Origin of the sequence: Paenibacillus sp. FSL W8-0426 (assembly GCF_037969725.1) — a bacterium.
In the GTDB taxonomy this organism is placed as follows: Bacteria; Bacillota; Bacilli; order Paenibacillales; family Paenibacillaceae; genus Paenibacillus; species Paenibacillus hubeiensis.
The window spans coordinates 2378267-2392035 of record NZ_CP150203.1 but is presented as its reverse complement, the minus strand read 5'-3'; the positions used below and the strand labels follow the sequence as shown (position 1 = coordinate 2392035).

Sequence of the window (13769 nt, the reverse complement as noted above, 5' to 3'; positions counted from 1 at the left end):
GAAGCAACATTCAAGCTTTGAAGTATGCCAACTTATTGCTGCATATCCCTTCGTCCCGACATCCATAGATGAATGGCCAGCAGCAGCGCAGCATAACTTGTCGCCCACAGCGTCAGCAGCACCATCGTCCCGATCCCCGCATTCTCAAACAACATCATCTCCCGGATCAAGTAAAAAGCCGGTGGCAAAACAACGCTGATCCACTGCAGCGATTGCGGCAAATGATCGCTTAACGAGCCCTGCACATTCGATAGCAGCAGAACGGCAATCAACGCAGGCAGGCTTCGGCTGAGCAGCGGCACATATGACCTTTGAAAGAAAACGCTGATTCCAAGACCCAACATGCAGAGCGAAAGATGTCCCAGCCAAGCCATCGCCCACTCCCCGCCGGTTGGGGGACGTTCAAACATACCGGTCACAACCGGATAGAACACCGTGAGGGCTGCCAGCCCGCACTGCATTATCCCGGCGCAAAACAACTGCCCCCACGCCACCTTGCGTTTGCTTCCGGCGTGTATCGTCAACAGTTGCTTCTGACCCGCGGGTTCCGTGTTCATGACGGTCACGGCGAGCCAGGCTGCGCCGAAAAATAGCAGCATGGCCGTAACGCTATAGCTGTCGGCAACCGGGTTGGGTTTGTACGAGTAGATGAGCAGCATGCCAAACAAGTAAAATACAACCGGCGCAAAATACCGCTGTGAACGGATGTAGTGCTTCAACATGTAAACGGTCAACGCAGTCATCGGCAACCTCCGTCCATCGGGCTTGCCGCATGCACGCCGGAGGCATTGCACGATTCGTTGTCGTCATCCATGGCTGCCGGATGCTCGCCCCTGATCAATCGCTCCATATTCAATTGCTGACGTTCTTGCTGTACGCTCTCAATGGAACCGCCCGCATCGATCAGCATAGCGATGATCCGGTCCGAAGCATGGCGGGTTACCTTCCACACCCAGCGTCCGTCCGATGCCCCGCCGCCCGTTTCAGGCCGAACGTGCAGCACGCCTTCTTGCCCGGCCAACCGGATCGGACCTTCGAATAGCTGGGACTGTACCGAATGCGGGAGCAGGCTATGGATATAAACGAACGGAGCCTCTGGCAATATGAAGTCGGCACGCTCCCATCGGCGGATGATGTCCCCTGCTTGCAAGACGTCCACTTGATCGGCCAAGCGTTCGATAAACAATGGCTCATGACAGGCGGTAATGATGGAAGCCCCCGCATCCTTCCATTGCCTTGCGATGGAAATGACGGCTTCCTGAGCCGCTGCGTCAAGTCCCGACAGCGGTTCGTCCAGCAGCAATAGCCCCCTTGGCCCGGCGAGCAGTGTCTGCAGCAAATTGACCTTCTGAAGCGTGCCCTTGGATAACGAGGACATCTTCTGATCCAGTGCTCCTTCAAGGCCAAGCCTGTCACTCTGCTCATGAATGATTTTGCGCAATGCCCCGGGACGGATCCCTTGAATGCGCCCCATTTGCCACAGATATTCCCATGAAGTAAACGGCAACCGCACGAGCCGATCAGGCGCATACCTGACCGGGACTTCCCGTTTGCAATGCATCGTGCCCTGGTCGGGATTCAGCAATCCTGCGATGACACGCAGCAGCGTGCTTTTGCCGGAGCCGTTTCTCCCGACCAGCACGATGCATTGTCCTTCATGCACTTCCAAATCGATATCTTTCAATACTTGGGAACCATCGAGTCGTTTGCCCACCTGCCGAAGCGAAATCAACCTTTTTGCGTCATTATACGCTGCTGTTCGGTTCATGGCCAATCCGGGTCACATCCGTTCGGGAGCCTGAACGCCAAGCAGATACAGGCTCCGGGCCAATCGCTCGGCCGTGCATTCGGCCAAAGCGATGCGGAATCGACGCACTTCCGGCGCAGCATCGGCAATTCGTTCCGCATGATAGAAGCGGTTGAAGGCTTGTGCTGCATCGATGGCGTATTTGGCAATCACGGACGGCTCGTTGCGTTGAACGGCTTTTTCCAGATGCTGCGGATATTCGGACAACAATTTGAGCAGCGTCCATGCGACATCGCCGATCTCTTCCGCTCCCGGTTGCTCCTGTCCTGCTTCCGGCGTTGCGGCGGAATCGTCGTCCCGCTCCAGGCCAGCAACCACTTTCGCTTTGGCAAGCACGCTATGGATCCGCGCATGGGTGTACTGCACGTAAGGCCCGGTCTCTCCTTCAAAACTTACGGCATCCTCCAACGAAAAGTCCACGTCGTTCAAGCGATTGTTGCGCAGGTCCCCGAATACGATGGCTCCGACGCCGACGGCTTCCGCCACGGCTTGCGCATTGGCCAATCCCGGGTTTTTCTCCTGAATGATGCGGGAGGCGCGGGCAACGGCCTCGTCCAGCACCTCCTGCAAGAAAACGACCTTTCCGCGGCGAGTGGACATTTTGCGTCCCTCAAACCGCATCAATCCAAACGGAATGTGCACACAGTGAGCGGACCATTTATGCCCCATTCGCGAAAGCACCGCAAACACCTGCCGAAAATGCAGCTTCTGTTCCCCGCCGACCACGTACAGCATTTTGTCAGCCTTCATCACATCATGGCGATAAACGGCCGTAGCCAGATCCCGGGTAGGATAAATGGTGGTGCCGTCCTGCTTGATGATCAGGCATGGCGGCATGTTCTCTTCATCCAATCGCACGACGAGCGCGCCGTCGCTCTCTTCCAACAAACCTTTGTCCCGCAGTTCCTCGACGACGGCACCCATCTTGTCATTGTAAAAGCTCTCGCCGAGCGTATAATCAAATGCCACATGCAAGCGTTCGTACATGCGGTCGAATTCCTTCATGCTGACTTCCACGAAAAAGGACCACAATTTACGGGCTTCTTCATCCCCCTGTTCCAACTTGCGGAACCACTCGCGTGCCTCGGTCTCCAGGGACGGATCCTGTTCCGCCTCCTCATGGAACCTGACATAGAGCTCCAGCGACGTCCGGATCGGCTCTGCCAGCAAAGCCTCGTCATCTCCCCAACGCTTATATGCGGCAATCTGTTTGCCGAACTGGGTTCCCCAGTCTCCTAAATGATTCACGCTGACAGGGGCATAACCTGCCTCTTGGTACATCCGATACAGCGCAGCCCCAATCACCGTGGAGCGCAAATGCCCGATGCCGAACGGCTTGGCGATATTGGGAGAAGACATGTCAATGACCACTCGTTCGCCTTGACCCAGATCCAGCTTGCCAAATCCGGGCTTCATTAATTCGTTCAACATGGACGCAGCCGCTTCGACTCTGTTAAAACGAAAGTTGACATATGGACCTGCACTGACGGCTTCGATCCCGCTGCCTTGTAACGACTCCGCGATCGAAGCTGCGATGGCTGCCGGAGCTTTTCGAAGCGATTTGGCCAATGCAAAGCAAGGAAAGGCCAGATCACCCATCTCCGGTTGCGGCGGCACCTCCAGCATATTCCGTACTTCCATTTCGTCCAATCCCGTCAAGGGAGACAACAATAGCGCTGCCTGTTTCTTTAACATGTTAACCACTCCTTAATCGTCATCACTTCCCCGGAAAACAAAAAAGCCCTCGTCTCCATATCAGAGACGAGAGCTGTAATCACAGTTCCCGCGGTACCACTCTAAGTAAACAGCACGCCTGAACCTCGTTCAGGAGTTCGCTGTTCCGCTCGATGCGAGTAACGGTCGCCAACCGGATCGCCCTCTTCCGCTGCCGCCCCATTTTACGCAAAACAGCACTGTTCGGACGACCATCTCACGGGTGCGGTTCGCACAGGTCACGGCATACCGGCTTCCACCCGCTCCGGCTCGCTGTCATGCATGATTCTGGTTACTCTCCCGATCATTGATCATCATCAATATGCAATTCATTTCCATCATTATACAGACCATGTGCCGGTTTGGCAACCGTCCTCCACGTTCTATCTCGCGAAAGCCATAAGGAAACAGCCTGGGTGCATTCAATCCGTCTCCGCGCTGGCTCCGTGTATCGCCATCCGAAAAAAACGCATCGTCATGTTACTCTGCTGTGCCTTCCAATGCGAGCAGCTGCTCGCGAATGGCCCCCTGCTCAAAATGCTCCCCGATGAATACGGCAACGTTGGGTACCTGTCCCTGCGGATTAATTTTCATGTAATCCGATTCCTGATAGGCATACTGGAACCAGAACCGGCTCGCCGTATCGCTGAACGTTAAAATCCCTTTTGCACGATATACGTCCCGTGGCAGATTCGCAACAAAGCGTTCGAACGCTTCGCTGTTGACGGGTTTGGTAAAGTAATGCGTATATACCATCACATGTTCGTGCGAAGCATGCGCTTCATGCCGATGACCGGCATGATCGTGTTTGTCATGACCATGACTGCAGCCGTGCAGCGCACATTCGGCGGTATGCACATGCGAATCCGCCGATCCATGATCGGAATCGGGTTCGTTCCCCGTCAGAGATCGGGATGGGCTCTGCACGCCTGTTCCCGCACGCAGCAGCATGTCCATGTCCACTTGGCATTTCACCGTGCCGATGACGGGAGCATACGCATTCCATTTCGCCAGCAATTGCTGCAGCTCTTCAAGCTCGCGGTCGTTGACCCGGTCCGTTTTGTTCAGGAGCAGCACGGATGCACAGCGAATCTGGTCCTGCATCAGGCGGAACGTCTTCCCCTTCTGCTCCGCATGAAGGCCCCATAGGTGCGCGGCATCCACTACGGTGATCAGGCTTTTAAGCTCAAGGCGCATGTACAGCGACGTTTCCGTCACACCGTCCAAAATTTCCATCGGATTGGCAGCACCCGTCGCTTCGATAATGATGACATCCGGCGACTCGGTCTGAATCAATTCCGATAGCTGAAGTCCAAGGTCCCCGCGCACGGTACAGCAGATGCAGCCCCCAAGCATTTCGGCCATCGGCACGGATTCGTCGACGACCTGGCCATCCAGATTCACTTCGCCCAATTCGTTCATGATGACCGCCGGCCGCAATCCTTGCTTTTTCCAATGCTCCAGCAATTGAACGAGCAGCGTCGTTTTGCCGCTTCCGAGAAATCCCGACAATATGTATACAGGAACGGATCGATCCTGACTTTGATTCGATGGTTGATTGTTCATTTTTTGCACCTCTCTCACGAACTAGCACAGTTTCATCGCATGATTTTGCCATCCTAGCGAGTGTACACCAACCCCGGCAGCCTGCGCAACATGCAAACGGAAGCGAGCTTCATTGCCTGATGTCCAATAATCGTCTATGCTATGGGGATACAGCCTATTAAGGAGAGGATAACAAGGATGAGCACTTCCGTGGAACAACATCGCCAAGAAGCTCCGGATTCAGTCTCGTGTATGATCGTAACCGTATCGGATACGCGAACCAAAGAAACCGACGCGAGCGGTCAGCTGATGCATCAGCTTTTGACCGAAGCAGGCTATCAGGTCGTCGAATATTTGATTACGCCGGATGAGACGGAGCGCATTCAGGCCATCCTGCAGGATGCGTCTGTGCGGGATGATATCGAAGCGGTTCTGATGAGCGGCGGAACAGGCATTGCGCCGAGAGATACGACGTATGAAGCAGTATCTTCGCTGCTGGATAAGGAACTGCCCGGATTCGGGGAAATCTTCCGCTTCCTCAGCTATACAGAGGACATTGGTTCTGCCGCCATTCTTAGCCGGGCCGTTGCCGGAACGATCGGCCGCACAGCCGTTTTTTCCATGCCTGGCTCGAGAGGGGCCGTCAAGCTGGCCATGGAAAAAATCATTTTGCCCGAGCTGCGGCATGTCATGCGCGAAATATATAAACCCGTCTGACAAATCAGACGGGTTTTCGTAATTCGCACAGGGGATCCCTCTGTTTAATGGATCTGATCCAGCACATGATGGAACACGTCGAGCACCTCTTTTTCGTACCGGTCCCTCTCGCCCCCGCCAGCTGTATAAACCATGGCAACATGCCCTTTGCTCAGCATGGTCGTATGTCCCAACACATTGTCCAAGTTTGCCTGGTCACCGGCATGACCTACCATTTCATACATTTCCGCAGATCTCATGCCAGCATCGCGAAATATGTGCACCTTGACCACATGCCGGCCGTCCCCATCAAGCAAAGCCATGTAGGCAACGCCGCCTTGACCGTCATCTGCTGACATTGTGTTCATAAGCTTGATGCCTTTGGCCGAGAATTCCTTCTCAAGCTCCTCCAAAAGAGGCCCGTTTAATCCTTGGCCTTGATTTTGCGCCCGTATATTGCCTTCCTCTGCCGACTGTCCGGAATATATTTTGCGCTCCTGCTTCAGCGAAGAAGACGAACACGCTCCCAACATGACCAACATGCATATTCCCACTAGAATAATGGCTGATCGCAGCCGTCTTCCCTTTCTTGCTTTTGCTCGTTTGCTGCATTGCTTGAAATCCATGCCTCTCTTCCTTTCCAGCGACCTGAATCGGTACACTTCGGGTAGAGTTAGCATGCCTGCTGTCCCATCGTTTTATTCCACCGGCGGCTCCGTCATCGTGTTCAGCACGGATCGGCCCACTGCCCCGCCTTTCAAAATCGTTTCGAGCGTCTGGGGCAGTTGTGCCCAGGAAATCTCTTGAATGCCGAGCTCAAGCGCCCGTTCAGGCTTCCATTCCCCGCCGAGCAGCTTCCAGATCCGTTCCCGGCGCTCCATCGGACAATACACGGAATCGATCCCGATCAACTGCACGCCGCGCAGAATAAAAGGAAACACGCTCGATTCGAACGACGGCCCGCCCGTCAATCCCGATACGGCAGCAGCTCCGCCATAACGGACGTGCTTCAACCGTTCAGCCAGCCCCGCTCCTGCGGTCGGATCTACGATCCCGGCCCATAACTGTTTCCCAAGCGCTCCCTTGGCCGGTGCGTCTGCTTCTTCCCTTGAGATGACATGCGCTGCCCCGAGCCGTTTCAGCAGCGGTTCCTGCTCTGCCTTTTTCCCCGTGCTCGCCGTCACCTCAAAGCCCAACCGCGAGAGAATCGCAACGGCCATGCTGCCGACGCCGCCCGTGGCGCCCGTAACCAACACCGGCCCCATAGCCGGTTTCACGCCAGCATGCAGCAATGCGTCCACAGAGAGGGCCGCTGTAAAACCCGCCGTGCCGATCGCCATCGCTTCCTTCTCGCTTAATCCCGGAGGCAGCGGCACAAGCCACTCACTGCTCAGACGCGCATATCTGCTGAATCCCCCGAAATGGGAAACCCCTGGTTCATACCCCGTACTAATGACCCGGTCTCCGGGAGCAAACCTGCCGCTGACCGATTCTTCGACGACCCCCGCGATATCGATGCCCGGAACCATCGGATAATGGCGTACCACTCCGCCTTTCTCAGCGGCAGCAAGGCCGTCTTTGTAATTGACGCTCGAATACTGGACGTGTACGCTGACGTCGCCGTTCGGCAAATCTTCTTTTCGGAGCTGCTCGATCGCTGCGTGAACGCGGCCCTGCTCATCCTGACGTACCACATAAGCTGGAAACGATGTATTCATAGAGATCTTCTCCTTATATTTTAAATGATGGACTCATGGACTGCTTCTGTTACTTTCATCCCCTGGCAGCACCGGATTGAAACATTTCAGGCATTGCCGGGTTTTCCCGGGAAATGTTTCGCAGGGTGGAATCAAGGGATAGTATACCGTACTTTGTGGAGTCCCCGTCCATGATTTTTGACACATATCAAAAAGGCATGACCCCTAACAAGCTTTCAGGTCATGCCCAGCCTTGATTATTAAAACTCTTCCTGCGAATGCACATGCTCCGCAATCAGCTTCTGCTTCATGTTCCACGCCGCAGGGCTGATGTTCACGCGATAAATTTCCGGATTGAGTTTGCGCAAATATTCCGGCCAGAACAGGTCAAGCTGTTCTTCATGATATCTGCGAATGTCATCCAGCGTAGGCAGTTCATAAACCTGCTGTCCATCCACGAAGATGGGCTCCAGCATGTTGACCGCTTCATAGCGGGTTACCGTCTTTTTCAGATAAGGGTGAAGTGGATTGAACAGTTTGAGCGGACCGCCCTGAACCGGCTGTTCTTCTCCGGGATAACAAATGTAGTCGGCAATGGCTTTGCCATGCTTCGGGTCGACGATTCGAAAAACTTCCTTTTTCCCCGGCGTCGATACTTTTTCCGGATTTGCGGATATTTTGATCGTCGGCAGCATGCCGCCTTCCACTTCACGCTCCACCAACTTGTATACACCGCCGAGCGAAGGCTGATCCGAAGCCGTGATCAACTGCGTACCCACACCCCATGTGTCGATACGCGCGCCCTGAGCCTTCAGGTTAAAGATCGTGTTCTCATCCAGATCGTTGGAAGCCACGATTTTTACGTAGTCCAATCCAGCCTCATCCAGCATCTGTCTGGCTTGAATCGACAAATAAGCAAGGTCCCCGCTATCAAGACGAATGGCGTTCATGCGTTTGCCTTGGCTTTCAAGCATTTTGGCCGTCTTAATCGCATGAGGCACACCGCTGTTCAATGTATCGAATGTATCTACCAGCAGCGTGACTTGATCGGGCATGACTTTGGCATACACATCAAAAGCTTCCTGCTCGCTCATGAACGTTTGCACCCAGGAATGGGCATGCGTTCCCGCCGTCGGGATGCCGAAGCGCTCTCCCGCCAACATGTTGGACGTGGCATGAAAGCCGGCAATATATGAAGCGCGCGCTCCCCAAATGGCCGCATCCGCCTCCTGTGCCCTGCGCGTGCCGAACTCCAGGAGAGTGTCCTGATTCGCCACCCGTTTGATCCGGGATGCCTTGGTCGCAATCAATGTCTGATAATTCATGAAATTAAGGATGGCCGTCTCCACCAACTGTGCCTCCATAATGGAGCCCTCGACCCGAATCAACGGTTCGTCGGGGAAAACCAATGCTCCTTCTTTCATGGAATGAATGGTTCCCTTGAATGAAAACTGAAGCAGTTCCTCAAGAAAGCCCGGATCGTAGTTTTCCTGTTGTTTGGATAAATATTCGATGTCCTCCATCGTAAAGCGAAGCTGGCTGATATAATTCACAATGCGTTCCAATCCGGCAAATACGGCATAACCGTTTCCGAAAGGAAGCTTGCGGAAGTACGCTTCGAACACCGCCTTCCGTTTGTGAGTTCCATTGACCCAGTGCGCATACATCATGTTGATTTGATACTTATCCGTGTGTAACGCCAGGCTAGTCTGCATTTGTCTCATCCTTTCCGACTTCCGCTCATGTCCATGGATCCTGTCCACAAACACGGGTCATCATGGTGGAGACTCTATCCTGTTGCTGTATGTCCAAACAACAATCGAGTCTCCGCTAACATGGTTTGTTTTAAATCAAATCATTGGCCCTGTCATCGTTTCTGACATGCATGCCGGCTCATGCTTCATTCATTGGCTGCCAATACCGTCTCTCGCGCTTGAATGACCTGAGCCCCAAGGCTGGAACGGAAATGTCCGAGCGCCCACTCATGTCCCCCAGGGTTGAAGCTGGCCACGGCGTCCTCAAATACCGTAATGTGAAATCCTTTGTTATAGGCGTCCACGGCCGTATGAAGCACGCATATGTCCGTACACACCCCGATCAGAGCAATGTCCGTAATTCCTCGTTCCCTCAGCTTTAACTCAAGATCAGTGCCGCAAAAAGCGCTATATCTCGTTTTGTCCATCCATCGGATTTCCGACTTGTACTGTTCCATGACCTCTGCAAGGCTTCCATACAACTCCCGTCCTTTCGAACCGCGGATATTGTGCGGCGGAAACAACGCCGTCTCCGGATGATATGGATCATTCTGTTCATGCAAGTCAACGGCCATCACCACTTCATGACCATTCCGGCAATACGTCTCGGTCACTGCAGCGACAGTCTCAGCGATGTCCACGGCCGGCTGGCCTACGGGCAATGCTCCCGTCACAAAATCATGCGTGAAATCAATCACGATCAATGCTTTCATTCGTCCACACTCCCTTGGTTTGAGGTAGGTACATGAACTTCGTCATTGTGACTGTTCTTGACAATTATGTGTAAATGGATAAACGCGGCACAAGCTCGGTGAACCGATACAGCTGCGCCGGACGCTGCGAATACTGATTGGAGCTTAGCAAATTGCCTTCCTCATCCCTGACCTCTTCGACGATGCCTTTGCGACTGCGCGTCGATGTGATTTTGCGAATGAAGTTGGGCTCTTCGAAATCCGGTACGACGCTCTGGATCACCTGATACAGTTCGCTAAGCGTAAATTCGCGGGGCAGGAATTGCCTTGCAATGGTCGTTTCCAGCATCTGCTGCTGAATCCGGTGATACGCATCCTCAATAATGGTCCGGTGATCGAAACCAAGCTCCAGCTCATGCAATGCCTCCTGAATCGTAAACAGGCCTACCTCCTCGGCATCATCGGCTGCCTGGCGGTGTTCCAGCATCCATTCCTCGACCAATGCGAAAAATGCATGGGAGATAATCCAGCCCCTCGGATCCCGACCCGGCTGGCTGTACACATTCAAGTATTCCAGGTGACCGCCGTCGACGCCGGTCTCTTCCATCAATTCCCGCTTGGCGGCATCATAGATGGATTCATTCTCCTGGCAAAACCCTCCTGGAAGTGCCCATCTGCCGGCAAAAGGCCAACCTTTGCGTTTGATGAGCATCACTTTCAATTCCCGAATCGGCAACGTTTTGGTTACCGTTCTGCGTTCCCGCTTGGTCAAGGTAAACATGACGATATCTGCGGGCACGCCGTCCGGGGTACGATATTTTTTGGAACTATAGGCACGCGCCATTTCTTCATCGTTCTCAGCATTGAAGTGTTCGTTGTTTTCGCTCATGGGCACCACCGACTATTTTCATTTTGATAATTTCATTATGACATAGTAATACCGTTTGTCAACCATTTGATTGCTGATCGGGCTTTTTTGTACGCGCGACGCGAAACGTTGCGGTAGCCATGCACCCGAGCGTACCGGCTTGGTCATGGATTTCCGCCTGGGTTGTAATGCTTCGCCCTGCTTGATGCAATACGGTTGCCGTAACCGTCAGCTCCCCCTGATGCATGGGTGCCAGAAAGTGCACGTTCAGGTTGGTTGTGACGCAGCTGTCCACGTCCATCGCCGCAGTAGCTACCATCCCCATCGCCTGATCCATCAAAGAGGTCAGCACGCCTCCATGGATGATGCCCATGGAATTGGTATGCTGCTCGCCGGCCGTCAGCGCGATCTGTACTTCGCTTTGACTCCCTTTTATATAACGGCAGCCCAGGAATCCCCAGAACCGGCCGCTGCCTTCCTCCACCATTTTATCCAAAATGCTCATATTTGATTTCTCCTTCATAGCACCTTCGTCTGTTCATTCTTGATGCATTCGTTTTCCGATATGAACAAAAAGGCACGGACCGCGTCCGCACCCTTTCCATTTTTTAACCGCAGCTGCTCGGCGGCGAGTCCGTGCCTGCCTCCACATTGACTTTCTCGGAAACGGTATCCCGGATCACGGAAACGACCAGCTGCAGCAAATAGTTGATGTCGCTTTGGCTTTGCTGGAATTCGTTGACCAACGGAATACTATCCAGCTCATCCTGAAGCTCTTCGATCTCCTGCTCGATTTTGCTCACCATGGCCGCATTTTTGAAACTTTCGAAGGCTACGATTTCCTTCTGTTTTTTCTTGATGTTGGCGATCAGTTGCTGAATGCGTTCATGGTTTTGGATTTTGGCTTCAGCCTGCTGGAATTGCTTCACTTCCTCGCTGGTTCCGATCATACTGGCCAACTCTTTGGCTTTTCTCATAATGTCGTCGCGTATGACCAGATCGCGCGTATCGTACGTCGGCATACCATAACGGTTATATTGCACTTGTTCTTGCGCCACTGTAATCGCTCCAATTCGTATGAGATGAGGCAAAATGAACGGTTCTTTCTCCCACCAGTCCGCTACGGTTACGGATCGTTCTTCCGATCGCTGTTGTCCCCGAATTTCTGAATCTATGTTGCTCAAGGTTGAAATTCGGTGACAAAGGCGAGCGCTCTCGCTTCCTCCGTCTCCTCCGCTGCGTGCGCTGGATTCCAACTTCAAACACGTTATTTTGCAGGGTGGTAATGTATATTTACTGATTCGCTGCAACCGGATCGGTGAGCAGGTTACCCCGGATATAGAACGTCATCGGGTCGGTGATTTCGACCTGCACAAACGTCCCGATCAGATCTTTTGAACCTTCGAAATGCACTAATTTGTTGCTGCGTGTGCGTCCAGCCAGTACGTTGGAGTTCCGTTTGCTCTCGCCTTCGACCAATACCTCAACCACTTTGCCGCGCTGCTTCTCGTTGCTGCGGTGGCTGTATTCGTTGATCGTTTCGTTCAAGCGTTTCAGGCGCTCCTTCTTGACTTCCATCGGCACATTGTCCTCCATTACCGCAGCCGGTGTTCCTTCGCGCGGAGAATAGATGAACGTATAAGCAAAATCATAACCTACTTCGCGCACGAGGGAAAGCGTGTCCTCGAACTGTTCGTCCGTTTCTCCAGGGAAACCGACGATAATGTCGGTGGTCAGCACCACATTCGGGATCGCTTTCTTGATTTTGTGAGCCAGGTTCAGATAGTGTTCCCGCGAATACTTGCGACTCATGCGTTTAAGCACTTCTGTGCTGCCGGATTGCACCGGAAGATGAATATGCTCGACCAGATTGCCCCCCTTGGCGAGAACTTCGATCAGATCGTCGTCAAAATCGCGCGGATGGCTTGTCGTAAAGCGAACGCGGGGAACGTCGATTTTGCGGATGTCGTCCATCAGGTTCGCGAAGCTGTAGTTTATATCGGTAAAGTCTTTGCCGTAAGCATTGACGTTCTGCCCCAACAACGTAATTTCCTTGAAGCCCTGCCTTGCCAGGTCACGCACCTCGGCAATGACGTCTTCCGGTCTGCGACTTCTTTCCTTGCCGCGCGTATACGGAACGATGCAATACGTACAGAACTTGTCGCAACCGTACATGATGTTGACCCATGCGCGCATGCCTTCCCGTTTTTTCGGCAGGTTTTCGATGATATCGCCCTCTTTGGACCACACCTCAACGACCATTTCCTTGCTGAACAGCGCTTCCTGAATCAGATGAGGCAAACGGTGCACGTTATGCGTACCAAAGATCATGTCCACAAAACCATGCTTTTGCATGATGCGGTTAACGACGCCTTCCTCCTGGGACATGCAGCCGCACACCCCAAGCAGCAAGCCTGGACGTTCGGTTTTCAACGTTTTGAGATGACCGAGCTCGCCAAACACCTTGTCCTCCGCATTTTCGCGAATCGCACATGTGTTCAGCAGGATGATGTCGGCTTCCTTGCGATCTTCCGTGGCCTGGTAACCCATGGATTCGAGCAGACCTTTAATCGTCTCCGAATCATGCTCGTTCATCTGGCATCCATAGGTGTAAACGATATAATGTTTGCCTTCGCCGATATGCTTCAATTCATCCGGGACGGCATTGTCGTAAAGTACCTGGATGTCTTCCTTTCCCCGCTGTTTCTCCTGACGATGATTCGGTTCGGACTTGATTGTAATGTCCCGGCCGCGAATCCGAATTTTTTTGCTGAATTCATCTTGTGAAATTACTTTGGCATCGGAGAAATCAAAATATCGGGAGTAATCCTTTTTCGAATCTTTAGCCATGCCTGCGGTCACTCCTTACAGCCTCTATTCATATTCATTAAAATCCGTTATACCATATGGATCGGTGTTCTTTGCACCCGTTATACAACAAAAGAGCATTACGTCAAATTATAACATGGTTTGGACCGCAGTTCCATACGCAAAGCC

At 53.1% G+C, this 13769-nt stretch carries 13 protein-coding genes; 1 reads left to right on the top strand and 12 read right to left on the bottom strand.

Annotated features, from left to right (window positions below; all coding sequences use genetic code 11):
* Positions 1 to 32: 32 nt before the first annotated feature.
* The 4 genes from MKY59_RS10985 to MKY59_RS10970 form a co-directional block, all read right to left on the bottom strand.
* Entirely contained in the window at positions 33 to 743 is a 711-nt protein-coding gene (locus MKY59_RS10985) for a hypothetical protein (RefSeq protein WP_236417191.1), read from the bottom strand.
* A complete protein-coding gene (locus MKY59_RS10980) occupies positions 740 to 1768 on the bottom strand; it encodes an ABC transporter ATP-binding protein (RefSeq protein WP_339278368.1) in 1029 nt (342 codons plus the stop codon). Before MKY59_RS10980 ends, MKY59_RS10985 begins: the two co-directional genes overlap by 4 nt.
* 12 nt (positions 1769 to 1780) lie before the next feature.
* On the bottom strand, positions 1781 to 3502 hold the full coding sequence (argS, locus tag MKY59_RS10975) for an arginine--tRNA ligase (RefSeq protein ID WP_339277529.1): 1722 nt from the start codon (positions 3500 to 3502) through the stop codon (positions 1781 to 1783).
* Positions 3503 to 4000: 498 nt separating this feature from the next.
* Complete coding sequence (locus tag MKY59_RS10970) at positions 4001 to 5086, bottom strand: GTP-binding protein (protein WP_339277527.1); 1086 nt, start codon at positions 5084 to 5086, stop codon at positions 4001 to 4003.
* 177 nt (positions 5087 to 5263) lie between these two features.
* On the opposite strand from MKY59_RS10970, the gene MKY59_RS10965 reads away from it, so the two are divergent.
* Complete coding sequence (locus MKY59_RS10965) at positions 5264 to 5782, top strand: molybdenum cofactor biosynthesis protein B (RefSeq protein WP_236417186.1); 519 nt, start codon at positions 5264 to 5266, stop codon at positions 5780 to 5782.
* A 44-nt stretch (positions 5783 to 5826) separates the two neighbouring features.
* Here the strand turns inward: MKY59_RS10965 and MKY59_RS10960 are convergent, their stop codons facing one another.
* The 8 genes from MKY59_RS10960 to miaB all read right to left on the bottom strand — a co-directional run bounded on the left by MKY59_RS10960 (position 5827) and on the right by miaB (position 13622).
* Positions 5827 to 6303, bottom strand: a complete 477-nt coding sequence (locus MKY59_RS10960) for a hypothetical protein (protein WP_339277525.1) — start codon at positions 6301 to 6303, stop codon at positions 5827 to 5829.
* Positions 6304 to 6459: 156 nt separating this feature from the next.
* Positions 6460 to 7479: an acryloyl-CoA reductase gene (locus MKY59_RS10955; protein ID WP_339277523.1), complete on the bottom strand. Its 1020-nt coding sequence runs from the start codon at positions 7477 to 7479 to the stop codon at positions 6460 to 6462.
* A 239-nt stretch (positions 7480 to 7718) separates the two neighbouring features.
* Positions 7719 to 9173, bottom strand: a complete 1455-nt coding sequence (locus MKY59_RS10950; protein ID WP_236417181.1) for a nicotinate phosphoribosyltransferase — start codon at positions 9171 to 9173, stop codon at positions 7719 to 7721.
* 185 nt (positions 9174 to 9358) lie between these two features.
* A complete protein-coding gene (locus MKY59_RS10945; protein WP_339277521.1) occupies positions 9359 to 9925 on the bottom strand; it encodes an isochorismatase family cysteine hydrolase in 567 nt (188 codons plus the stop codon).
* A 64-nt stretch (positions 9926 to 9989) separates the two neighbouring features.
* Positions 9990 to 10793: an NUDIX domain-containing protein gene (locus MKY59_RS10940; RefSeq protein ID WP_236417178.1), complete on the bottom strand. Its 804-nt coding sequence runs from the start codon at positions 10791 to 10793 to the stop codon at positions 9990 to 9992.
* Positions 10794 to 10851: 58 nt separating this feature from the next.
* Complete coding sequence (locus tag MKY59_RS10935; RefSeq protein ID WP_236417175.1) at positions 10852 to 11277, bottom strand: PaaI family thioesterase; 426 nt, start codon at positions 11275 to 11277, stop codon at positions 10852 to 10854.
* A gap of 103 nt (positions 11278 to 11380) precedes the next feature.
* A complete protein-coding gene (locus MKY59_RS10930) occupies positions 11381 to 11830 on the bottom strand; it encodes a YlbF family regulator (RefSeq protein ID WP_236417424.1) in 450 nt (149 codons plus the stop codon).
* Positions 11831 to 12065: 235 nt separating this feature from the next.
* Entirely contained in the window at positions 12066 to 13622 is a 1557-nt protein-coding gene (gene miaB / locus MKY59_RS10925) for a tRNA (N6-isopentenyl adenosine(37)-C2)-methylthiotransferase MiaB (protein WP_236417173.1), read from the bottom strand.
* Between the last annotated feature and the right edge of the window lie 147 nt (positions 13623 to 13769).